Source organism: Micromonospora echinospora (genome assembly GCF_900091495.1).
Classification (GTDB): domain Bacteria; phylum Actinomycetota; class Actinomycetes; order Mycobacteriales; family Micromonosporaceae; genus Micromonospora; species Micromonospora echinospora.
Window position 1 is genome coordinate 6,158,963 of sequence record NZ_LT607413.1, and the last position, 23,474, is coordinate 6,182,436.

10 protein-coding genes and 1 pseudogene are annotated in these 23,474 nt (G+C 74.4%); 1 reads left to right on the forward strand and 10 read right to left on the reverse strand.

Annotated elements, in window-relative coordinates:
- Nucleotides 1–98: 98 nt before the first annotated feature.
- Nucleotides 99–1,118 (forward strand): ABC transporter substrate-binding protein, encoded by a 1,020-nt coding sequence (locus tag GA0070618_RS26460; RefSeq protein WP_088984040.1) that lies wholly within the window; start codon nucleotides 99–101, stop codon nucleotides 1,116–1,118.
- A 71-nt stretch (nucleotides 1,119–1,189) separates the two neighbouring features.
- Here the strand turns inward: GA0070618_RS26460 and GA0070618_RS26465 are convergent, their stop codons facing one another.
- From GA0070618_RS26465 to GA0070618_RS26505, 10 genes and pseudogenes are all read right to left on the reverse strand, one after another.
- Complete coding sequence (locus GA0070618_RS26465; RefSeq protein WP_088984041.1) at nucleotides 1,190–8,488, reverse strand: non-ribosomal peptide synthetase; 7,299 nt, start codon at nucleotides 8,486–8,488, stop codon at nucleotides 1,190–1,192.
- Complete coding sequence (locus GA0070618_RS26470) at nucleotides 8,485–13,320, reverse strand: non-ribosomal peptide synthetase (protein WP_088984042.1); 4,836 nt, start codon at nucleotides 13,318–13,320, stop codon at nucleotides 8,485–8,487. Before GA0070618_RS26470 ends, GA0070618_RS26465 begins: the two co-directional genes overlap by 4 nt.
- 2 nt (nucleotides 13,321–13,322) lie before the next feature.
- Nucleotides 13,323–14,987, reverse strand: a complete 1,665-nt coding sequence (locus tag GA0070618_RS26475) for a (2,3-dihydroxybenzoyl)adenylate synthase (protein WP_088984043.1) — start codon at nucleotides 14,985–14,987, stop codon at nucleotides 13,323–13,325.
- Nucleotides 14,984–18,538 carry a non-ribosomal peptide synthetase gene (locus GA0070618_RS26480; protein WP_172900335.1) on the reverse strand — a complete coding sequence of 1,185 codons (3,555 nt, stop codon included), beginning with the start codon at nucleotides 18,536–18,538 and terminating at the stop codon, nucleotides 14,984–14,986. The genes GA0070618_RS26475 and GA0070618_RS26480 overlap by 4 nt, the downstream gene beginning before the upstream one ends.
- 1 nt (nucleotide 18,539) lies before the next feature.
- Nucleotides 18,540–19,922: a salicylate synthase gene (locus tag GA0070618_RS26485; RefSeq protein WP_088984044.1), complete on the reverse strand. Its 1,383-nt coding sequence runs from the start codon at nucleotides 19,920–19,922 to the stop codon at nucleotides 18,540–18,542.
- Complete coding sequence (locus tag GA0070618_RS26490; protein ID WP_088984045.1) at nucleotides 19,915–20,154, reverse strand: MbtH family protein; 240 nt, start codon at nucleotides 20,152–20,154, stop codon at nucleotides 19,915–19,917. Before GA0070618_RS26490 ends, GA0070618_RS26485 begins: the two co-directional genes overlap by 8 nt.
- A gap of 271 nt (nucleotides 20,155–20,425) precedes the next feature.
- A complete protein-coding gene (locus GA0070618_RS26495) occupies nucleotides 20,426–21,268 on the reverse strand; it encodes an ABC transporter ATP-binding protein (RefSeq protein WP_088984046.1) in 843 nt (280 codons plus the stop codon).
- The gene (locus tag GA0070618_RS26500; RefSeq protein WP_269148443.1) at nucleotides 21,265–21,915 is read right to left on the reverse strand and encodes a FecCD family ABC transporter permease; all 651 of its coding nucleotides are present in this window, start codon (nucleotides 21,913–21,915) and stop codon (nucleotides 21,265–21,267) included. Before GA0070618_RS26500 ends, GA0070618_RS26495 begins: the two co-directional genes overlap by 4 nt.
- An 83-nt stretch (nucleotides 21,916–21,998) precedes the next feature.
- Nucleotides 21,999–22,373 (reverse strand): annotated as a pseudogene (locus GA0070618_RS35395) (iron chelate uptake ABC transporter family permease subunit); the annotation flags it as partial.
- On the reverse strand, nucleotides 22,370–23,380 hold the full coding sequence (locus tag GA0070618_RS26505) for a FecCD family ABC transporter permease (RefSeq protein ID WP_231931461.1): 1,011 nt from the start codon (nucleotides 23,378–23,380) through the stop codon (nucleotides 22,370–22,372). The gene GA0070618_RS26505 and the pseudogene GA0070618_RS35395, both read right to left, overlap by 4 nt.
- Nucleotides 23,381–23,474 lie beyond the last annotated feature (94 nt).

Below are 23,474 nucleotides of genomic sequence, written 5' to 3' on the forward strand. Positions count from 1 at the left end.
AGCGCGGTCCTCTTCGGACTTTCCTTTCTCCCTGGTGCAATCCCTTGATGTGGCCGGCCGGCGTGGCACGCGATTCCTCGCGAAAGAGGTGTGTGACTATGGGGCAGTCAGCAGGACCCGGGCACGGGTGGAGCCGCCGTCGGTTCCTCGGCCTCGGTGCCGCCGTCGGCTCGGCGGTGCTGCTCTCCGCCTGCGGCGAGTCGGCCGATGACGATGCGCCGCCGGCCACCGGTTCGGGCGGCACCTTCCCGGCGACCGTCACCGACAAGTTCGGCATGGTCACCATCCCGGCCCAGCCGAAGACGATCGCCTCGGTCGGCCGTACCGACCACGACGTCCTGGTCGCCCTCGGCCTCGTGCCGGCCTCGGTCTACCAGTTCGTGCCGACCATGAAGCGCGGCGTCGGCGTCTGGGCGGAATCCAAGCTCGGGTCGGCCAACCCCGAGATCCTCACCTTCCCGGTCAGCCTCGAGAAGATCGCGGCACTGCGCCCCGACCTGATCCTCAACGTGCAGTCCAACGGCGACGAGGCCGAGTACCGGAAGATGACCGAGATCGCCCCCACGGTGGGCCTGCCGCCGAACACCGGGCCGAACGCGGTGACCTGGCAGGAGTCGGTACGGGTCATCTCCACCGCGGTGGGACGCGCGGCCGACGGTGACAAGCTCGTCGCCGACACGGAGGCCATCCTCACCAAGGCGAAGAACGACAACCCCACGTTCGCGGGCAAGACGATCACCATCCTGCTCGGCACCGCGGGCAAGCTCGGCATCTTCACGACCGCGGACACCCGCACCAGGGTGGCGACCGCGCTGGGTCTCACCCCGTCGGCCTACGTCGCCGGCCTCGGCGAGTCGACGTTCTTCACCGACCTGTCCAACGAGCTGGTCAACGACGGCGACGCCGACGTGGTGCTCCTGCTCACCCGGGAGGGCTTGAACCGGGCCGACGCGCTCGCCCAGTACCCGGCGCTGGCGGCGTCGAAGGCGGCCACCGCCGACCGCCTCGCCGTGGTCGAGGACTTCGACGTCTCCCTCGCGCTCGCCGCCGGGTCGGTGCTGAGCATCCCGTACGCGGTCGAGGGGCTGGTCCCGCTGTTGAAGACCGTGCTCCGCTAGCCGGTCCCGGCCGGCCACCCCGGCGTGCGGGTGGCCGGACCGGACCGCGCGGCACGGCCGGTGGGGCGCGTTCACAGCCGCCCCAGGTACTCGGCGACCACCGGACCGATCTGCGCCAGCGAGCGCGGCGCCATCAGATCGTCGTGCGCGAAGTCGACCGGGTGCTCGTGGACGCGTCCGGTGAGGTACGGCCGCCACTGCTCCACCGCCCCGCCGGTGCCGGCGTCAGCCGAGAAGAACAGCACGTCACCGCCGAAGACCTGCGGTTCGGCGCGACGGTCGAGGCGGGTGACCGCCAGCAAGCTGTCGACGATCTCGTGGATGTCGGCCTCGTCGAGACCGCCGAAGACCCCGCCGTGCTCGGCCGCGTGCCGGCGGACCGTGGCGGGCGTCACGGTCGCCGGGTCGAGGCCCCGTACGTCGTATCCGGCGCGTTCCAGCCAGCGGTGGTACAGCGTCGACCGGTCCGGTTCGGGGTCCGGCCCGGCGGCGGGCCGGCCCACCTCGGCGTGCGCGTCCAGCAGGACCAGCAGCGGCACCCGGTGCCCCCAGCTCTCGAGGAGGCAGCCCACGAGCTGCGCGATCCGCCCGCCCAACGACCAACCCAGCAGCAGGTACGGGCCCTGCGGCTGGTGTGCCACGATCCGCTCCGCGTAGCGGTGCGCCAGCTGTCGGATGTCCGGGGCCTCCCGCTGGTCGGGAGGGATGGTGGTGGCCTGGAGGCCGTAGACCGGACGGTCGCGGTCCAGGTGCGGCAGCAGGCCGGTGTACATCCAGGCCAGCCCGAGCCGGGGGTGCACACAGAACAGCGTCGGCTCGGAGCCGGTCCGCCGGATCGGCAGCAACGGCGCGAAGGCCCCGAGCGCACCCGAGCCGGCGGGCAGCGCGGCGACGTCACCGGTGTCGATGACGTCGGCCAGCCCGGCGACCGTCGGCACGTCGAACACCGTCCGGAGGGCGAGTTCGACGCCGAACTCGGCCCGGATCCGGGTGACCAACCGGGTGGCGAGCAGCGAGTACCCGCCCAGCTCGAAGAAGGAGTCGTCCACGCCGACCCGGTCCCGGCCGAGGATCTCCGCGAACAGCGCGCCGACCACCTCCTCGGTCCGGCTCGTCGGCTCCCGGTACGGCGCGGAGCCGCGCAGCTCGACGGCGGGCAGCGCGGGCCGGTCGATCTTGCCGGAGGGCAGGAGCGGAAACCGGGGCAGACAGACGACCGCCGCCGGCACCATGTGGTCGGGCAGCCGTCCACGCAGCCAGTCCCGCAGCTCCTCGCCGGTGATGCCGGCCTCCCCCGTGGCGCCGTACCCGACGAGCGCCGGCACCCCGGTACGGGAGCGGGTGGTCAGCACGACCGCCTGCCGGACGGCCGGGTGCTCGGCCAGCACGGCCTCGACCTCCTGTGGTTCGACCCGCATCCCACGGATCTTCACCTGGTGGTCGGCCCGCCCACAGAACTCCAGCGTCCCGTCCGGGTTCCAGTAGCCGAGGTCTCCGGTGCGGTAGAGCCGCGCCCCCGGTGGTCCGAACGGGTCGGCCACGAAGCGCGCGGCGGTCTGCCCCGGCGCGTCGACGTAGCCCCGGCCGAGCGGCAACCCGCCGACGTACAGCTCGCCCTGCACCCCGACCGGCACCCGCCGCAGCAGCTCGTCCAGGACGTGGATCCGGGTGTTGGGGTTCGGACGTCCGATGCTCACCGAGGCCCGCTCGGTGCCCGGCTGGTACAGCAGGTGGCTCACGCCGATGGTCGCCTCGGCGGGGCCGTAGCCGTGGTACATCGTCGCGCCGAGGGTCTGCCGGAACCGGGCGAACAGTTCGGGGGTGAGCGCCTCTCCCCCGCACCACACGTGTTTCAGGGTTCCCGACACCGCCTTGATGCCGGGCAGGCCGAGCAGCACGTCGAGCACGGACGAGACGAGGTACGTGAAGGTGACCCGGTGCTCGCGGATCAGCTCCAACAGCCGCGCGGCGTCCCGTTCGGCTCCGGGCTCGGCGATGACGACCCGGGCCCCGGTGACCAGCGGCAGGAAGATCTCGTTGATCGAGATGTCGAATCCGAGCGGCGCCTTGAACAGGGCCGCGTCACCGGGGCCGAAGCCGAGCATGCCGGCCTGCCAGCGCAGCCGGGCACAGATCGGACGGTGCAGGATCATGGCTCCCTTCGGGGTGCCGGTGGTGCCCGAGGTGTGGATGACGTACGCCAGGTTGTCGCCGGTCAGCGACGGCGGACCGCCCGCTCCGGCGACCGCCCCGGCCGGTACACCAGCACCCCCCGGCCCGACCGGGTCGACGGGACGAGCGGAGTCGACGGGGAGGACGTCGACGTCCGGCATCGGGGGCAGCGCCGCCCGTCCCGGGGCCGTCGTGAGCACCAGCCGGGTGCCCGAGTCGGCGCAGATCCGCGCGATGCGCGCCGCCGGCCAGGCCGGCTCGACCGGGACGAAGGCCGCTCCCCGGCGCAGGATCGCCAGGAGCGCGACGATCAGCTCAGCGCTGCGGTCCAGGTGCACCCCGACGATCTGCTCCGGTCCGATCCCCCGGGCGGCGAGCACCCGGCCCAGCGCCTCCGCTCGGGCGTCCAGTTCGGCGTACGTGAGCCGGGCTCCGGCCCCTGCCACGGCGACCGCGCCCGGGGTACGGGCGACCTGGACGGCGAACAGCTCCGGCAGGGTGTCGTCCGGTACGGCCACGGCCGTGTCGTTGAACGAGTCCAACAACCGGCGCTGCTCGACGGTGAGCAGGTCCAGATCGGCCAGCCGGGTGTCCGGCGCGGCGACGAGGGTGTCGAGTACCCGCCGCAGGGTGCCCAGCATCGACTCCACCGTGCCCGCGTCGAACAGGTCGGTGCGGTACCCGACCTCGACGTCGAGGCCGGGCTCGCCGGACATGCCGCCGAACCGGAACGACAGGTCGAACTTGGCGACCCCGAGGTCACCGACGAGCAGTTCGGTGTCCAGTCCCGCCAGCTCGGTCCCGGCCGGGGCGTCCTGATGGGTGACGATCGCCTGGAACAGCGGGTGGCGGGCCGGCGAGCGGAGTGGGTTCAGGGCCTCCACGAGCCGCTCGAACGGCACGTCGGCGTGGTCGAGCCCGGCGAGGACGGTGTCCCGGGCCCGGGTGACCGTCTCGCGCAGCGACGGGTTGCCGGACAGGTCGTGCCGCACGACGAGGGTGTTGACGAAGAAGCCGACCAGACCGGCGACCGCCTCGTCGCCGCGCCCGGCGACCAGCGCGCCGAGGGGGATGTCGGTGCCGGCACCCAGGTTCGCCAGGGTCACCGCGACGGCGGCCTGGGCGAGCATGAACTCGCTGGCCCCCAGCTCGTGGCCGAGCCCGCGCAACCGGCTCGCGGCGGCCCCGTCCAGCCTGGCGCGGACGACCCCGCCACGGTAGGTCGCCTGCCGTGGCCGGGGCCGGTCGGTCGGCAGGGTCAGCTCGTCGGGTACGCCGTCGAGAGCCTTCCGCCAGTACCGGATCTGCGTCGCGGCGAGGCTGTCCGGATCGTCGTCGTCGCCGAGCAGGTCGCGTTGCCACAGCGCGTAGTCCGCGTACTGCACCGGCAGCGGGGACCAGTGCGGCGGCCCGCCGGCGCGGCGGGCCCGGTACGCCGCCGCCAGGTCGGCGAGCAGGATCTCCGTGGACCACCCGTCACCGGCGATGTGGTGCAGCACGATGGACAGCACGTACCCGGCGGTGCCGTCGAGCCGCCACAGCCGGCACCTGATCGGGACGTCGCGCTCGAGGTCAAAGGCGTACGCGGCGGCGCGGGCCAGCTCCGCGTCGAGCCGTTCGGCCGGCAGCGGCTCCGCGACGAGCGCCGGTCGGCGCTCCTGCGGGGCACCGATCCGCTGGTGCGGGCCCTCGGCGTCGACGGCGACGACGGTCCGCAGGATCTCGTGCCGCTCGACCACGTCGCCGAGCGCGGCCCGCAGCGCGGTCACGTTCAGGTCGCCGTGGATCCGCAGCGCGAACGGGATGTTGTACGTCGCGGTGGGGCCGTCGAAGCGGTACAGGAACCACAGCCGCTGCTGGGCGAAGGACAGCGGCAGCCGGGCCGGACGACGACCGGCCCGGGGGGACGGCCGGACGGCACCGGCGGTGCCGTCCAGCGCCGCTGCCAGGCCCGCCACGGTGGGATGCGCGAACACGGTACGGACCGCGACCTCCCGGCCCAGTTTCGCGCGGATCAGCGCGACCAGCCGGGTGGCGAGCAGGGAGTGCCCGCCGAGGGCGAAGAACGAGTCGTCCGCGCCGATGTCGCCCCTGGCGCTGTCGTCCGCGTTCCGCCCGCCGTCGTGGGTTCCGCCGGTACCGAGCACCTCGGCGAAGAAGGTGGCGACGGTTCGCTCCGTGGGCGTGGTCGGGGGCTGGGACGTACCGGAGCCGCCGAAGTCCGGGGCGGGCAGCGCCCGCCGGTCGAGCTTGCCGTTGCCGGTGACCGGCAGCGCGTCGAGTACCACGACGGCGGCCGGCACCAGGTGCTCCGGCAGCCGGGCCCGCAGGTACTCCCGCAGCCGGGCCGGATCCGGCGCGTTCCCGGTGACGTATCCGACCAGATACCTGCCGCCGGGCCGGTCGTCGCGGGCGACGACGGCGCACCGGGTCACGTCGGGGTGGCCGGCCAGGACGGCGGAGATCTCGCCGGGTTCGATCCGGAAACCCCGGATCTTCACCTGGTCGTCGGCCCGGCCGGCGTACTCCAGTCCGCCGTCCGGACGCCGCAGAGCCAGGTCGCCGGTGCGGTAGAACCGCTGCCCCGGCGCACCGAACGGATGGGCCACGAACCGGGTCGCCGTCAACGCGGGCCGCCCCAGGTAGCCGCGGGTGAGCTGGGGCCCACCGACGTAGACCTCGCCCACGGTCCCGTCCGGGACGGGGCGCAGGGCCGGGTCGAGCAGGTGCACGTCCAGACCGGGCAGGCCCCGCCCGATGACGCTCGCCGGTGCGCGGGCCACCCCCGCGTCCAGGGCGAGGTGGCTGACGTGCACCGTGGTCTCGGTGATGCCGTACATGTTGACCAGGCGGGGCGTGTCCTCCGGGTGCCGGGCGTACCAGTCGCGCAGCCGGGTGGGCTCCAGCGCCTCGCCGCCGAAGATCACCGTACGGAGCGCCAACGGGGTGCCGGGGGTCTCGGCGTCCGCCCGGGCCAGCTCGTCGAAGACCGACGGGGTCTGGTTCAGGACGGTGACCCGGTGTTCCGCCAGCAGCGCCAGCAGGCGCCCCGGCGAACGGGTCGTCTCCCGGGGGACGACCACCAGGCGGCCACCGTGCAGCAGCGGTCCCCACAGTTCCCAGACGGAGAAGTCGAAGGTGTACGAGTGGAACAGGGTCCACACGTCGTCGGCGGTGAACCCGAACAGCGGCCGGGTGGCGGCGAACAGGGCGACGACGTTGCGGTGGCTGACCACGACTCCCTTCGGGGTGCCGGTGGACCCCGAGGTGTAGATGACGTAGGCGGGGTGCTCCGGTCGGGTCGGCGAGACCGGCCACGCACCGGTCGGCTCGGTCCCGGGGTCGTCCTCGCCGCCGGTCAGCACCAGCCGTGGGACGTCCGGCAGTTCCGGCAGGTCGACGGCGGCGGTGACCAGGGCCGCCGGGGCGGCGTCGGCGAGGGTGAACCGGATCCGCTCGGCGGGGTGGTCTGGGTCGATCGGCACGTACGCCGCGCCGGCCGCGAGCACCCCCAGCACCGCGACGACCAGTTCCGCCGAGCGGGGCACGAGCAACGCGACGCGGTCCTCGGGGCCGATGCCGGCGCGACCGAGCCGACGGGCCAGGCGGTCGGCGCGTCGGTGCAGCTCGGCGTAGCTGAGTCGCCGGTCACCGTCGACCACCGCGACGGCGTGCGGGGTCCGGGCCGCCTGGGCGGCGAACAACTCTGGCAGGGTCGCCGCGCCGGCCGCGTCCGGCTCCGGCCGGAGCGCCGGCTCGGCGTCGAGGACCCGGCGGCTGGCATGGACCCGGCCGGAGCGGGGCCCGGTGGCCGTACCGGCGGCGACGAGGGCGGCGACCTCCGCCGGGGCGAGCGCCTCGACCGCCGCCACCGGGGCGTCCCGGCGGGTCACCAGCGCGGTGAGCACCCGGACCAGCCGGTCGAGGAGGGTACGCGCGGCGGCGGCGTCGTAGGCGTCGGGCCGGTACTTGAGGGTGAGCGCGATCCCATCTCCGGTCGGGGTGGCCAGCAGCGTCAGCGGGTAGTGCGTGGAGATCGGCCTGGACACGGCGGTGCTGCGCAGCCCGGCGCCGTGTAGTGCCGCGTCGATCGCGTCCACGTCGAACGGGAACGACTCGAACACCATCAGCGAGTCGAAGAGTTCCCCCGTCCCGCCCAGCGCGCGCTGGAGGTCGGCGAGGCCGACGTGCTGGTGGTCCAGCAACGCGGCCTGCTCCGCCTGCACGCGGGTCAGCAGGGCGGTCACCGGCTCGGCGGGACGGATCCGGACGCGGACCGGGATGGTGTTGATGAACAGCCCGACCATCGACTCGACGCCGGGCAGGTCGGCCGGACGTCCGGACACGGTGGCGCCGAAGACCACGTCGTCACGGCCGGTGAGGCGGCCGACGAGCAGTCCCCAGCCGACCTGCAGCGCGGTGTTGACGGTGGCCCCCAGCCGCCGGGTCAGGTTGGTCAGGCCGGCCGCGAGATCGGCCGGGACCACGTCGGTGACCTCGTCGGGAAGGGTGGCGGGGCCGCCCCGGGCCGCCGGCGCAAGCAGCGTCGGCTCCTCGACGCCGTCGAGCGCGGCCCGCCACGCGGCGAGCGACGCCGCCTGGTCCCGTCCGCGCAGCCAGGCGAGGTAGTCACGGTACGGGCGTACCGGCGGCAGCGCGGCGGCCAGCGCGGCGGCGTCGCGCGGACCGCCGGGGTGCGCGGCGGCGTACAGGGCGAACAGGTCGCGCATGAGCAGGGGGGTGGACCAGCCGTCGCTGACGATGTGGTGGTTGGTGAGCACGAGCCGGTGCCGCCATGGACCGAACCGGATCAGCAGGCCCCGGACGAGCGGCGGCGTCTCCAGGTCGAAGCGGGTCCGGCGGTCCACGTCGACGAGGTGCCGGGCGTGTTCCTCGGCGTCGGCGCGGGCGGTCACGTCGACCAGCGTCCACGGCACCCGTACGTGGCGCAGCACGACGTGGACCGGTTCGGCGAGGTCGCGGGAGACGGCGGTGCGCAGCACGGCGTGCCGGGCGGCGAGGGCGTTGACGGCCGCCCGCAGTCGGTCCGGGTCGAGTTCCCCGGCCAGGTCGACGACGAGTTGGGCGAGGTAGACGTCCGGGGTGTCCGGGTCGTCCTCGTCCAGGGTGGCGTGGAACAGCAGTCCCTGCTGCAACGGTGACAGCGGCAGGACGTCCTCGATGGCCGATCCGGTCATGCCTGGGTCCACTTCGCTTCGAGGGCGTCGAGCTGGCTCTGGTCCAGCGACACCAGGGGCAGGTCGGACGGGGTGTGGCCGCCGGCGCCGGGGGTGGCGGCGTGCGCGGCCAGGGCGGCGACCGCGTCGCCGAACCGGCGGGCGAGGTCGCGGACCTCCGGTTCGGTGAGGATCCTGCTGGCGTACATCCAGTGGGCGGTCAGCCGTGGCCCCGCCGGGGTGGCTTCGGTGACCGCGTTGACCACCAGCGCCGTGGGTACCGGCATGTCCGGGTCGTAGGCGGCGCTGACCCCGCCCGGGGCGATCGGCCATTCGCCGGCGGTGTCCAGCCGTCCGAGGTAGTTGAAGCCGAGCCGGGGAGCGGGCAGGCGAGCCAACTGACCGGCGGAGTCCGGGTCGAGGTGGCGGAGCATGCCGTACCCGATGCCGTGGTCGGGCAGCGACCGCAGGTGCTCCTTGACCCTCTTGAGCGCCGTGCCGGCGGCCGGTCCGCCGGCCAGCGCGTCGGTCAGGTCGATCCCGGACAGGTCGAGCCGCACCGGGTACTGGCTGGTGAACCAGCCGACGGTGCGGGACAGGTCGGCACCGGGGACGGCGGCCTCCTCGCGGCCGTGCCCCTCCACCAGCACCAGGGTGGCGGCGGCCGGGTCGTCGCCCCGGTGGCGACGCCAGGCCGCGACCGCCAGCGCGAGCGCGGTGAGCAGCACGTCGTCCGGGCCGGCGAAGAAGACCTGCGGCACGGTGGTCAGGGCGGCGGCGGTGCTGGCCGGGTCCAGGTCGACGGTGACCGTCCGGACGGTGGCCCAGGTGTCCCGGACCGGGTCGGGGCCGTCGGTGCCGAAGAGCGGGTCGGCGCCGTCGAGGATGCTCCGCCACCGTGGCAGCTCGCCGGCCCGGCCGGCGGCCTGGCGGGTGAGTTCGCGCGACCAGCGGCGCAGGGAGGTGCCGGTGGCGGGCAGGGCCGGCGGCCCGTCGGCGGCGGCCCGCCACGCCGTGGCGAGGTCCTCGGCGAGGATCCGCAGGGACACTCCGTCGACCACGAGATGGTGGACGACGAGCAGGAGCCGGCCGGATCGGCCGGGCCCGGCGTCGAACCAGACGACCTGCACGAGTGGACCGGCCCCGGCGTCCAGACGGGCGGTCGCCGTGGCGAGTTCCCGGTCGAGCTGGGCGGGGTCCGCGCCGCTGGCCGCGGTGGGGACCCGGTGCACCAGCGGTTCGGCGCGAACCGTACCGGCGGGGCGGACCCACAGTTGGGGGCGCGCCCCGGCGCGGTCCAGGTGGGCGCGGAGCGCGTCGTGCGTGTCGAGCAGCGCCTGCACCGCGCGGACCAGCCGTTGGTGTTCCAGGGCCGGGACGTCGAGCAGCAGCGACATCCGGTGTCCGTTGCCGAGCCGGCCGCGTTCGGTGAACGCCCGCAGGATCGGCGTCGGCTCGACCGGGCCGGTCCGGTCCTCCCGGACGTCCTCGGGTACCGCCGCCGTCGCGGGTCGCGCGGCGCGTACGGCGGCGGCGAGCGCCTCGACGGTGAGCCGTTCGAAGACGTCCCGGGGGGAGATGGTCAGCCCCGCCCGACGGGCCCGGCTGACGAGCTGGATCGCGACGATGCTGTCCCCGCCGTGTTCGAAGAACGAGTCGGTGACGCTGATCCCGTCGCTGCCCAGGACCTGGGTGAACAGGTCCAGCAGGGTCCGCTCGATCGCGTCGGACGGCTCCCGGGCCGGTGTCGACGCGGTGGAGGCGAACGTCGGTGCCGGCAGGGCCCGCCGGTCGACCTTGCCGGACGGGGACAGCGGCAGCCGGTCGACCAGGACGACGGCGGCGGGGACCATCTGGTCGGGCAGCCGCTCGGCCAGGTGGGCGCGCAGCGTCGCGCCGTCGAGGTCCGGGCCGGTGCCGGGTGTCGCCGGTGGCCGGTCCGCTCCGGTGGCGGGGACGACGTACGCGGCCAGGTAGGCGCCGCCCGGCCCGTCGGTGCGGGCGACGACGGCGGCCTGGGCGACGCCCGGGTGGGCGGTCAGCACGGACTCGATCTCGCCTGGCTCGATCCGGAACCCGCGGATCTTCACCTGCTCGTCGACCCGCCCCACGAACTCCAGACTGCCGTCGGGGCGACGCCGTACCCGGTCGCCGGTGCGGTAGAGCCGCTGCCCGGCGACGCCGTACGGGTCGGCGACGAAGCGGCTGGCGGTGAGCGCCGGCCGGTCGAGGTAGCCACGGGCGAGCTGCGCCCCGCCGACGTACAGTTCCCCGGTCACCCCGACCGGGACCGGCCGCAGGGCCGGGTCGAGGACGTGGCAGGTGGTGTTGGTGACCGGCCCGCCGATCGGCACCGGACCGGGCGGGACGGTGCCGTCGGTCGCGCCCGCGACGTCGTACAGGGTGCACCCGACGGTCGCCTCGGTCGGTCCGTACTCGTTGATCACGTCGATGGTGCCGAGGGCCGGCGGCCGCCACCGTCCCAGGGCCGCGCCGCGCAGCGCCTCGCCGGCGATCACCAGCGTGCGGTGCCCGTCATCGGCGAACCGCACGGAGGGCAGCAGCGGCAGGTGGCTCGGAGTGATCTTGAGGAAGGTGGCCGGGCCGACGGCGGTGGTGATCGCGTCCGGGCCCTCCGCGCACAGTTCCAGCACCCCGCCGCAGAGCAGCGGCGCGTACATCGGGGTGACCGAGAAGTCGAACGACATCGACGAGTGCAGGAGGGTACGGCCGCTCAGGCCGGTGAACCGGCGCAGCGCCCAGTGCAGGTGGTTGCTCAGCGCGCGGTGGGAGATCACCACTCCCTTCGGCCGCCCGGTGGAGCCCGAGGTGTAGATGACGTACGCCGGGTTGTCCGGGCGCAACGGCGCGGTCCGGTCGGCATCGGTGAGGCCGGTGCCGGGCAGGGCGGCGAGCCGGACCGCCGTCTCCGGGGCGTCCAGCAGCAGTCGGTCCGGTCCGCCGGGTGGCAGGTCGCCGGCCACCGTGGACGTGGTGAGCAGCAGCCGGGGTCGGGGGTCGGTGAGCATCAGCCGTACCCGGTCGGCGGGGTACGCCGGGTCGACCGGGACGTACGCCGCGCCGGCCTTGAGCACCCCGAGGGCGGCCACCATCATCGCGGGCGAGCGGGGCACCGCCAGCGCCACGGTGTCCTCCGGGCCGATGCCCGAGCCGGCCAGGTGCCGGGCGAGCCGGTTGGCCCGCTCGTCGAGCTGGGCGTAGCTCAGCTCGCGCGCCCCGGACGGGTCTCCCGACGTCTCGGCGAAGGCCGCCCCGGGTCCGCCGGCCGTCGCGGTGACGACGGCGAGGGCCTGCGGGGTCCGGGCGACCTGGGCGGCGAACAGCTCGGGCAGCAGGCGTCCGTCGACCTCGACGGCGGTGTCGTTCCAGGTGCCCAGGAGGCGGGCGCGCTCGTCGGGGTCGAGCAGGTCCAGGTCGCCGACGGGGGTGTCCGGCCGGGCCAGCGCGGCGTCGAGCAGCCGGTCCAGATGGTCCAGCAGGTGCCGTACCTGTGCGTCGGCCGCCGGGCCGGCCGGGAAGTTGGCCTCGACGGTGAGGTCGTCCGCGTCGGTCTCGACGGCCAGGGTCAGGTCGAAGCGGGCGTCCGGGCCGGGTACGTGGCGACGGCTGGCAGCCAGCCCGGCGGCGCGGAACGGCTCCAGCACCGGCGAGCGCAGCGACAGGACCACGTTGAACAGGGGCGCGTCGCCACGGTTGCGCTGCGGGTCGACAGCTCTGGCGATGTCGTCGAGTTCGACGTGCTGGTGGGCGTACGCCTGGACGCAGGTGGTCCGGGCGCGGGCGAGCAGCGTACGGAAGTCGTCGGTGGGCTCGACCTCGGCGCGCAGTGGGACGGTGTTGCCCAGGTACCCGATGATCTCGTCGGCGCCGGTGAAGTCCCGGTTGACGACCGGCGCGCCGACGAGCAGTTCGCGGGCGCCGGTGTACCGGTGCAGCAGGGCCGACACGGCGGCGAACAGAACCATGAAGGTGGAGGAGTTCTCGCGGCGGGCGAACTCGCGTACCCGCCGGCCGGTGCCCGGACGCATCGACTGTGACCGTTCCCAGCCCGGACCGCCCGCGCCGCCCGCAAGTCCCGGCAGGTCCAGCGGGTCGGGCAGCGGGTCGAGCTGGTGCCGCCAGTAGGTCGTCGCCTCGCCGTCGGCGTCGACGCCGGTCGTGGCGACGTCGGCGTACTGCCGGGCGGCGCGTTCCCGGTCCACCGGCTCGCCCCGGGCCAGCCGGGCGTAGTGGCCCATCAGTTCGGTGAAGAACACCACTGAGGTGCCGTCGTCCCACGCGACGTGGTGCGCGACGACCACCAGCGTGTACGTGGTGGGGCCGGTGCGGATCAGCCGTACCCGCAGCGGTGGGTCGACCGACAGGTCGAAGGGTCGGCCGGCGACCGCGCGGGCCAGCTCGTCCACCCGGGCGGCGCGCGCCTCGTCGTCGAGGTCACCGACGTCGAACCGGTCGACGGGGGCGGGCAGGTCCGGGTGCACGACCTGGACGACCGGTCCGGTGTCGGTGTCGCCGTCGGCCAGGCGGTAGGTGGTGCGGAGGATGTCGTGCCGGGCGACCACGGTGTGCACCGCCCGGGCGAAGAGGTCCGGGTCGAGGTCGCCGGTGAGGTCCAGGGCGATGGTGACGTTGTAGCCGACGGTGCCCGGGGCGAGTTGCTGGATCGACCACATCCGCCGCTGCCCCGGCGAGAGCGCGCCGGGCGCGGGCGGGCCGCTGGGGCCCACGGTGGCGGTGCCCTCCGCGGCCGGCGCGGCCAGCAGGCTCTCCTCGGCCAGGCGGCGGCGCAGCAGTTCCCGGCGGCGCGCGGTGGAACTGGGTGTCCGGTCCATGCTCACTGGTGGCCTTCCGTCTCGGCGGCGGTGAGGAGGGCGGCCAGCTCCCGCTTGTCGATCTTCCCGACGCCGGTCACCGGGAGGGTGTCGCGGACGACGAGCCGGTCCGGGCACATGAAGCGGGCGAGCCCTCGCCCGGCCAGGAAGCTCCGCAGCTCCTTCAGCTTCGGGGCGGATGCGCCGTCGGGACTGAGCGTGACCACGGCGCACACCGCCTCGCCGAGCGTCTCGTCGGGCAGTCCGAGCACCGCGACCTGCGCCAGGGCGCGATGGGCGAGCAGATGCTCCTCCAGCGTCGCCGCCGACACGTTCTCCCCGCCGCGGTTGATCACGTCCTTCACCCGTCCCTCGACCACGAGGTGGCCGGTGGGCAGTTGGCGGACCAGGTCGCCGGTCCGGTAGAAGCCGTCGGCGGTGAAGGCCGTCCGGTTGTACGTCGCCGCCCGGTAGTAGCCGCGCATGGTGTACGGGCCCCGGGTCCACAGTTCCCCGACCGCGCCGGGCGGCACTGGCGCGCCGGTGCCGTCGACCACCCGTACCTCGTCGTCGGGGCACAACGGCCGGCCCTGGGTGCCGACGACGAGGTCGTCCGGGTCGTCCAGGCGGGTGTAGTTGAGCAGCCCCTCGGCCATCCCGTACACCTGCTGCAACCCGCAGCCGAGGACCGGGCCGACCCGGCGGGCGAGCTGGGCGTCGAGTTTCGCGCCGCCGACCTGGAGCAGACGCAGGCTGGACCGGTCGCGGGTGTCCCAGTCCGCCGCGTCGACCCACATCCGCGCCATCGGCGGCACGAGCGCGGTGACCGTCACCCGTTCCTGCTCGACGAGCCCGAACCCGACGTCGGGGCTCGGGGTCGGGGCGAGCACGACGGTGGCACCGACGCCGAGCGCGCCGAGCAGACCCGGGCAGGCCAGCGGGAAGTTGTGGGCGACGGGCAGGCAGGCGAGGTAGACGTCGTCGGCGCTGAGCCTGCACAGCTCCGCGCTGGCCCGGGCGTTGTAGGCGTAGTCGCGGTGGGTGCGCGGGATCAGTTTGGGTTTCCCGGTCGTTCCGCCGGAGATCAGCAGCAGCGCGACCGCGCCGGGGTCGACGTCGGGCAGCGGCCCGGGTGGGCCGGCCGGCAGGTCGGCGAGCGCGGTGTGGGGACCAGGGTCACCGGCGACCAGCACGTGCCGCAGGGTCGGCGCGGCGGCGGCGACCTCGGCGGCCAGCGGCCGGTAGTCGAACCCCTCGTGGTGGTCGGGAACGACGTAGGCGACCGCCTCGGACAGCGCCACGAAGTGGGCGATCTCGGCGCGGCGGTGTGCGGGCAGGGCCAGCACCGGCACCGCCGCGCAGCGCAGCAGCGCGAACAGCACCACCACGAACTCGAGGGTGTTCGGCAGGTGCACCACGACCCGGTCGGCGGCCGCGATGCCCAGCGCCCGCAGTCCGGCGGCGGTCGTGTCCACCCGCCGGTCGAGTTCGGCGTAGCTCAGCCGCTGCGGCGCGCCGACCGGCCCGGCCACCACCGCCGTCGAGTCGCCGGAGCGTGCCGCCCAGCTCCGCAGGAGCTGCCCCAGCGTCTCGTCGCGCCAGTAGCCGGCGGCGCGGTAGCGGTCCACGAACTCGTCGGGGTAGGCCGTGACGCCGTCGAGCGCCGGCACGGGCGGGGACGCGCTCATACTCGTTCTCCTTCGTCGAGTTGCGCGGCGACCTCGTCGTCGGAGAGCGCGGCGACCTCGCAGTAGACGGCCGCGGCGCGGCGCAGACGCGCGGGTGCCGGTTCGGCGGCGAGCATCCGCTCGGCGAGGCCGGCGATGGTCGGCGCGACGAACAGCATGCGCGCCGACACCGTGGCTCCCAGCGTGTCGCGGAGCGCGGCGACGACCCGGGTCGCCAGCAGCGAGTCGCCGCCGCTGGCGAAGAAGTCGTCGGTGACTCCCAGAGTGTCGGGCTCCGCCTCGAGGGCCTCGGCCCAGATGAGGCCGACCGCGCGGGTCACCTCGTCGTCCGGGGCCACCCGGGCGGCCGGCCCGGCGTCGGCCCGCTCGACGGCCACCCGTACCGCCCGCCGGTCGATTTTGCCGTTCGGGGTGAGCGGCACGGCGTCGAGCCGTACCACCCGATCCGGGACCATGTGCGCGGGCAGCAGGTCACGGACCCGCTCGCGGACCTCCTCGACGGTGGTCGTGCCGTCGGTGACGACGGCCGCGCCGAGCGCCGGACGGTCCCCGCCGGTCAGCACGGCCACTGCGGCGCGGACCGACTCCCCGGCTGACAGGGCCGCCTCCACCTCGCCCAGTTCGACACGGAAGCCGCGGATCTTCACCTGGTCGTCGAGGCGGCCGAGGAACTCCACGGTCCCGTCCGGCCGGTAGCGGGCCCGGTCACCGGTGCGGTACCAGCGGCGCCCGCCGGAATGGACGAACCGCTCGGCGGTGCGGCGCGGGTCGCCCCGGTAGCCGCGGGCCACGCCGGCGCCGCCGATCCACAGCTCCCCGGGGACCCAGTCCGGGCAGTCCCGGCCGAGCGGGTCCACGACCCGGACGACCACGTTGCGCAGCGGGGTGCCGTACGGCACCGACTGCCAGTCGGCCGGGACCGCCGCGCCGGGATCGAGTTCGCAGACGGTCGAGTGGATCGCCGTCTCCGTGGTGCCGCCGAGCGCGACGAACCGGCAGCCCGGCGCGGCGACCGCGAGCCGGGCCGGCAGGTCGACGCCCACCCGGTCGCCGCCCAGCAGCACCACCCGCAGGGAGCGCAGGTCGGCCCGGTCGCCGACGGCGCGCAGCATCGCGTCGAGCAGTTGCGGTACGCAGTTGAGCACGGTGACCCGGTGCGCCCGGACCAGTTCGGCCCAGCGGTGCGCCTCCCGCCGCTCGTCCTCGCCGACCACGACGACGACGCCGCCGCTGGACAGCGGAGCGAAGACGTCGAACACGGACAGGTCGAAGTCGAGCGCCGACACGGCCAGGGTGCGGTCCTCGGGGCCGAGCCGGTAGCGGTCGCGGAGGTCGTCGATGGTGTTCGTCGCGGCGCGGTGCGGCATCTCCACGCCCTTGGGCTCACCGGTCGACCCGGACGTGAACAGCAGGTAGGCCAGGTCGTCGCCACCGCTGGGCACCGGTGTGGGCAGCGGCGGGTGGGTCGACGCCCGCGCCAGGGGCAGGCCACCGTCGGGTTCCTTGCCGGCGGTGAGCAGCACGTGGAAGCCGGCCAGCGCGGCGATCCGCGCGGCCCGCGCGGGCGGCTGGTCGGTGCCCACCGGCACGTACGCCCCGCCGGCGGCGAGCACGCCGAGCACCGCCACCACCTGGTCGGGGCCCTTGGGCAGGGACACTCCCACCGGATCGCCGGGTGCCACCCCGTGCGCGGTGAGCGCCCCCGCCACCCGTAGGGCCCGCTCGGCGAGTTCCCCGTACGTCAGCTGCGACGCCTCGCCCCAGCGGAGCGCGGGCGCGTCCGGCCGGGCGCGGGCGTGGGCGAAGAAGTCCCCGTGCAGGGTACGCGCGCGGCACGGGCCGTCGGTGGCGTTGACCCGGTCCCGGATCGCGAGCTGTGCCGGCGGCAGCAAGCCGTCGACCGGGTCACGCCACACGGCAGGGTCGGTCGCCAGGCGTCGTACCAGCGTGGCGAAGGCGGCGAACATCGCCGGTACGACGCCGTCGGCGAACTCCCGCACCCGGACGTCCCAGTTGACCAGCAGTCCGTCCGTCATCTCGGTGACCTGCGCGTCGAGCAGCACCTGCGGTCCCTGGGAGACGATCCACCCGGCGTCGCCGAACTCCCGTCGTACGGAGTCGGCGAACAGCTCACCGAGGTTGAGCGCGCTGGTGAACACGACCGGGGCGATCACCTGCCGACCGGCGGCGCGGGTGAGGTCCCGCAGCACCGCCACCCCCGGGTGGTCGGCGTTGGCGGCGTCGGCGTGCAAGCGGGCCTGCACGGCGCGGACCCGGTCGGCGAAGGCCAGCCGTTCGGAGAGGTCGACGGCGAGCAGCACCGAGCTGGTGAAGTCGCCGACGAGCAGGTCCACGTCCGGGTGGGTGGGGGCGCGGTCGAACATCGGCACGTTGAGCAGGAAACGTGGCTGCCCGCTCCACGCGCCCAGCACCTCGGCGAAGGTGGTGGCGACCGTGGCGGCCAGTGTCACCCCGTGCCGACGGGCCGCCGCGGCGAGCGCCGCCCGCTGCTCGGCTGGCAGGAACAGGTGTTCCCGGACGACCCGGGGGGTGCCGGGCACCGGGTGGTCCGCCGCCAGCGGAAGGTCCGGGGCCCCGGGCAGGGCCGCCAGGCGTTCCCGCCAGTAGGCGGCGGCCCGCCGTTGCGCGTCCCGACGGGCGACGGGCCGGGCGGCCAGGTAGTCCCGGTAGTGGTAGCCGATCGGGGGCAGCGTCGCCGCCGGGTCGGCGTAGAGCCGAGCCAGGTCGGCCAGCATGACCCGGTAGCTCACCGCGTCGGCGGCGACCATGTCCACGTCGAGGTGCAGCCGGGTACGGCCACCCGGCAGCAGGCTCAGCGCGGTGGCGAAGACCTCGCCCGCCTCGATGTCGAGGAGCTGGTGGGACCACGTGTCGCGGGTGGCGGCCAGCGCCTCCTCGACCTGGTCGGGTCCGGCGTCCCGCAGGTCGTGCACGACCAGTCCGCGCCACCCGGAGCGGGTGTCGACGCGCTGCCGACCGTTGTCGGTGATGCGTACCCGCAGCATGTCGTGGCGGGCCACGAGCCGTTCCAGGGCGGCGGCCAGCCGGTCCGGGTCCACCCCGGTACCGTCGAACTCGGTGTAGAGGTGGGCGGCGACGCCACCCAGCGGGTGCCCGTCGGTACGCCCGACCCAGTAGGCGTACTGCATCGGCGCCAACGCGAACTCCTCGCCGGAGCCGTCGGCCGGCTGGCCCGACCCGGCGGTGTCGGGGTCGCGGGAGGTGCCGGCGGCCCCGGTCCGGGCGGTGCCGGCGTGCGGTGGCGGCGCGGCGCGGGTGGGGTCGTCCGGTGTCCGGTTGAGCAGCTCGGACCACGCGGTGACGGTCGGCCGCTGGGCGAGTTCGGCGAAGTCGACCTGGAAGCCGGCCCGCCGCCAGGTGCCGACCAGGCGCATCAGGGTGATCGAGTCCAGCCCCTCCTCGAACAGGTTGGTGCTGGCGCCCACCGTCGCCGGTTCCTCTTCCAGCAGATCGGCGAGGGTGGCGCGGAGACCGGCCTCGCTGACGTCCGGCGTGTGCGACGTACTCACCTCAGGCCACCTCCCCGCCGGCGACGGGGACCGGCTCGTCGGTTCCGACCAGGAACGGGCTGACACTGCGCAGCTTCTCCCGGGTCTCCTCCAACTCCCGCTCTGGTGTGGACTGGGCGACGATGCCCGCTCCGGCGCGCAGCCACGTCCGCCCGTCCTGCTGGAAGACGGTGCGCAGGACCAGCGCGGCGTCGAGCCCGCCGTCGGAGTCCGCGACCACCACGGCTCCGCTGTAGAGGCCGCGCGGCGTGGTCTCGTACCGGTGGATCGCGGCGCAGGCCGCGCGCTTCGGTATGCCGGACGCGGTGATCGCGGGAAACAGCGCAGCGGCGGCGTGCCAGCAGTTGCGGCCCGCGTCTAGCCGGCCGGTGACCCGGGAGGCGAGGTGCTGCACGCTGCCCCTGCGTTGGACCGTCAGGAACTCCTCGATGTGCACCGAGCCGTCGCGGCACACGCCGCGCAGCTCCTCCTGGGCGGCCTGCACCGAGATCGCGTGCTCGAAGATCTCCTTCGGGTCGCCGAGCAGTTCCGCGCGCAGCTCCTCGTCGACCGTGTCCAGCCCGGACAGCGCGCGGGTGCCGGCCAGTGGCTGGGTGGAGATCGTGCCGTCGGCACCGACCTCGATGACGGTCTCCGGGCTGAACCCGGCGGCCTGCACGCCGCCGATCCGGAGCAGGAAGGACCGCGCCGGCGTGTTGCGTCGGCGACCGGTCCGGTACGTCGCGACGAGGTCCACGGGGCCGGGGACGGGGACCACGCGGGACAGGATCACCTTCTGCAGGTCGCCGCCGCGGATGTCGCGGATGGCCGAGGCGACCGCGGCCCGGTACTCGACCGCTCCGCTCGACTCGTCGACGGGACGGCCGTCCGCGTGGTGCGGCGGCTGGTCGGGTACGGCGGAGAGTCGGGCCGACAGGTCGGCGAGCCCGGCCGGGTCGGTGGCCCGCAGGTGGGCCGTCCGGTTGCTGATGCGGGCTTCCCGCCGCGGTACGACGAGATGCAGCAGTGGCGCCGGCCCGACCGCTTCCGGCATGCCGTGCAGCAGGTAGCTCAGCTCGAAGCCGATCCAGCCGTACGCGCGCCAGCCGGCGACGTCGAGGCCGGCCAGCAGCCGGTGCACCTGTTGCAGGGGCTCGTCACCGGTCGGCTCGACATGTCGGTGTTCACCGATGCGTACCTGGACCTGCCGGCGGTCGAGGACGATCTCGGCGAGCACGCCGGAGGCGACGGCGACCTCGCCGGGGCGTTCGTACACGACGAGGGGACCCCGCGCCCGGTGGACCAGGTCGACTCCGGCGGCGACCGGGTCGCGTGCCACGGTCACACTGGCGTGCAGGTACCGCTGCAGTGTTCCGTCGGCGCCCGCCCCGGCACGGTCAGACATCGGTCTGGTGGTGGTCGCGGTCCGTCCGCATCAGGGCGACCAGGCTCGCCGGGCGCATGTCGGTCCACACCGCCTCGATATGGCCGAGGCACGCCTGCCTGCTGTCCGGGCCGTGGGCGATCGACCAGCCGGCCGGAACGGCCGCGAACACCGGCCACAGCGAGTACTGGCCCTCACTGTTGACCAGGGCGTGAAAGACGCCGTCCTCGTCATCGAAAGGGTTGTCGGGCACAGATCTGCTCCTCCGTGGATGGCTGAGCGCGCAGCGACCACTGACGGGTGGAAACGAATGGCGGACGCGACGAACCTCAGTGCGACCCAGGACGCGTCAATTAGGTAAGCCAACCCTAACAGTGACATCGAGATATCTCAATGTAACTTTGCGGATTCGCTCCACTGGCGGGCCCACCGCCGCTCGCCCGCGCCCGGCCAGCTTCTCCCGGGCTCCGCCACCCGGCGGACCCGCTCCACCTCCGGCCGCCCGTCCAGACCGGCGGCCCGACTCAGCTCCGGCCGGACAACTCCGGGGTCGGCACGGCGGCCCGGTGCCGACGGCCGATCGGGACCACCAACGGGGTACCGGACACCGGATCGTCGACAACCTGCGCGTCGAGCCCGAACACCTCCCGGATCACCGCCGGGGTGAGCACCTCGTACGGGGTGCCCGAGGCGACGATCCGACCGTCGCGCATCGCCACCAGCCGACCGGCGTAGCGCGCGGCGAGGTTGAGGTCGTGCAGCACCATCACGACCGTCCGGCCACCCTCGCGGTGCAACCGCTCGACCAGGTCGAGGACGTCGATCTGGTGGGCCAGGTCGAGGAAGGTGGTCGGCTCGTCGAGCAGCAGCACGTCCGTCTGCTGGGCGAGGGCCATGGAGATCCACACTCGCTGGCGTTGCCCACCGGACAGCGTGTCGAGGCCGCGTTCGGCGAACTCCGCCATGTCGGTCCACCGGAGCGCCTCGGCGACCGCCTCCTCGTCCGCCGCCGACCACTGGCGGTACCAGGCCTGATGCGGGTGGCGTCCCCGGGCGACCAGGTCCGCCACCGTCATACCGTCCGGGGCGGTCGGGGACTGCGGCAGGACCCCCAGCACCTTGGCGACCCGCCGGGAGGGAATCCGGTCGATCCGTACGCCGTCGAGCAGAACGTGTCCACCGGTGGTGGGCAGCAGCCGCCCCAGCGTACGCAGCAGGGTCGACTTGCCACAGCCGTTCGGCCCGATCACCGCGGTGATGGAGCCGTCCAGCACGTCGATGTCCAGGCCGTCGAGCACCGCCCGGTCGCCGTAGGCGACGCGTAACCCACGGGCCCGCAGGCGGGCGGTGGGAGCCATCTCCGTCATACGCTGACCCTCCGGTTGCCACGGACGAGCAGATGGAGCAGGTACGGTGCGCCGAGGATCGCGGTGACCACGCCCACCGGAAGTTCGACGCCGAGCGCGGTCCGCGCCAGCAGGTCCGCTGCGACGGTCAGCAGCGCGCCGTAGACGGCCGAGGCGAGTAGCGGCGGCCGGGCGCCGCCCACCAGCCGCTGGCAGATCTGCGGCACGACCAGCGCGACGAAGGCGACCGGGCCGGCGCTCGCGGTCGCCACGGCGGCGAGCCCGACGGCGACGGTGACCAGCCCGGCCCGGACCCGGTTGAGCCGCAGGCCGAGACCTCGGGCGGTGTCGTCACCGAGTTGCAGCGCGCCCAGCGGGAACGCCAGCAGCAGCGCGACCGGTACCAGCACAACCAACGCCAGTCCCACCGGGACGACGTGCTCCCAGCCGCGCGCGTAGAGCGAGCCGACCAGCCACACCGTGCCCCGGGCGGCCTCCTCGATCTCCGCGACCACCAGCAACCAGTTCGCCAGGGCGGCGGCCAGCGCGCCGACCCCCACCCCGACCAGGACGAGTCGGTATCCGTCGAGCCCACGCCGGTACGCCAACAGGTAGACCAGGGCCGCGGTGCCGAGACCACCCACCAGCGCCGCGACCGGCAGGCCCACCTCGGCCAGCAGCCCGCCCCCGGCGACGGAGCCGCCCCCAGCACGATGACCGCCACCGCTGCCGCGCTGCCGCCGGCGGTGACCCCGAGGATGTCCGGGCTGGCCAACGGGTTACGGGCGACGACCTGGGTGATCGCGCCGGACAGTCCCAACGCGGCGCCGACGAGAAGCCCGGTCAACGTCCGGGGAAGCCGCAGTTCCAGCACCACGAAACGGTCCGCGCGGTCGCCACCGCCGAACAGGACGGCGACCACCTCGCCGACGGAAATGGGGAAATCGCCACGTCCGACGTTCACCGCGGCGACCAGACCGAGCAGGACCAGCCCGACCAGGGTCACCCCCACCGTCCGGGGGCGCCACACGCCGGACAACGGACCGACCCGTACGGGCGTCCGGCCCGGCACCCGGCCGGCCGGCCGCTCGTACCGGGTGACCTGGTCCACTCCGCCGGCGCTCACAACGACACCAGCCGGTGCCGGCGGCGCACCAGGGCGACGAAGAACGGCGCGCCGACGAACACGAGGACGATGCCGACCTGAAGCTCCCCAGGGGACACCACCACCCGGCCGATCACGTCCGCCGCCAGCAGGAGCACGGCGCCGGCCAGACCCGACGCGGGCAGCAACCAGCGGTGGTCGGGGCCGGTGAAGTGCCGCGCTACATGCGGCGCCACCAGGCCCAGGAACGCGATAGGCCCGCACGCCGCCACCGCCGCTCCAGCGAGCAGCGTGACCGCGACCAGACCGGTCCAGCGGACCCGGCGCACGTTGACGCCGAGTCCCCGGGCGATCTCCTCGCCGAGCGCCAGCAGGTTCAACCCCGGCGCGTTCAGCGCGGCAAGCACCAGTCCGGCGAGGAGGAACGGCGTGACCTGCCAGGTGATGTCGGCACCCCGGTCGGCGACCGAACCCGCGGCCCAGAACCGGAACCTGTCCAAGGTCTGCACGTCGGACAGGACGAGCGCCGAGGTCAGCGACGTCAGCAGGGCGCTCAGCGCGACCCCGGCCAGGGCCAGGGTGACCGGGGTGGGCCCACCCCTGCCGACCGAGCCGAGCAGGAACACCGCGACGCTCGCCGCGAAGGCGCCGGCGAATGCGAACCAGACGTAGCCATACAGACCGGTGACGCCGAGGAGGTCGATGCCGACCACGACGCCGAACGCGGCACCCGCGCTGACACCCAGCAGGCCCGGTTCGGCCAGCGGGTTACGGGTGTGTCCCTGCATCAACGCGCCGGCGACGCCCAGCGCCATCCCCACCCCGAGGCCCAGCACCGTACGTGGCACACGCAGCGTGCGGACGACGAAGTCGTGCTCGCTCCCGGTGGGTGCGGTGATCGCGCTCCACACCGCGTCGGGTGGAATCGGCTTCGCCCCGACAGTGAGGCTGGCGAGCGCCGCCAGCACGAGCAACGCCAGCAGCGTGATCAGCACGGTAATCCGCCCGCGCCGGACGTCTCCGATCACGGGCTGACTGGCGGAGCCCGCCCGATTCCGGGCGCTGAACACGGCTTTCACATGCGTCGTCTCTCAATTCCACGCCCCGGCCACTGAGGGCGGT

Coding starts and splice junctions, on each gene's coding strand:
- GA0070618_RS26470 (WP_088984042.1), bottom strand. CDS start 13,320: ATGGACCGGACACCCAGTTCCACCGCGCGCCGCCGGGAACTGCTGCGC.
- GA0070618_RS26495 (WP_088984046.1), bottom strand. CDS start 21,268: ATGACGGAGATGGCTCCCACCGCCCGCCTGCGGGCCCGTGGGTTACGC.
- GA0070618_RS26475 (WP_088984043.1), bottom strand. CDS start 14,987: ATGAGCGCGTCCCCGCCCGTGCCGGCGCTCGACGGCGTCACGGCCTAC.
- GA0070618_RS26460 (WP_088984040.1), top strand. CDS start 99: ATGGGGCAGTCAGCAGGACCCGGGCACGGGTGGAGCCGCCGTCGGTTC.
- GA0070618_RS26465 (WP_088984041.1), bottom strand. CDS start 8,488: ATGACCGGATCGGCCATCGAGGACGTCCTGCCGCTGTCACCGTTGCAG.
- GA0070618_RS26485 (WP_088984044.1), bottom strand. CDS start 19,922: ATGTCTGACCGTGCCGGGGCGGGCGCCGACGGAACACTGCAGCGGTAC.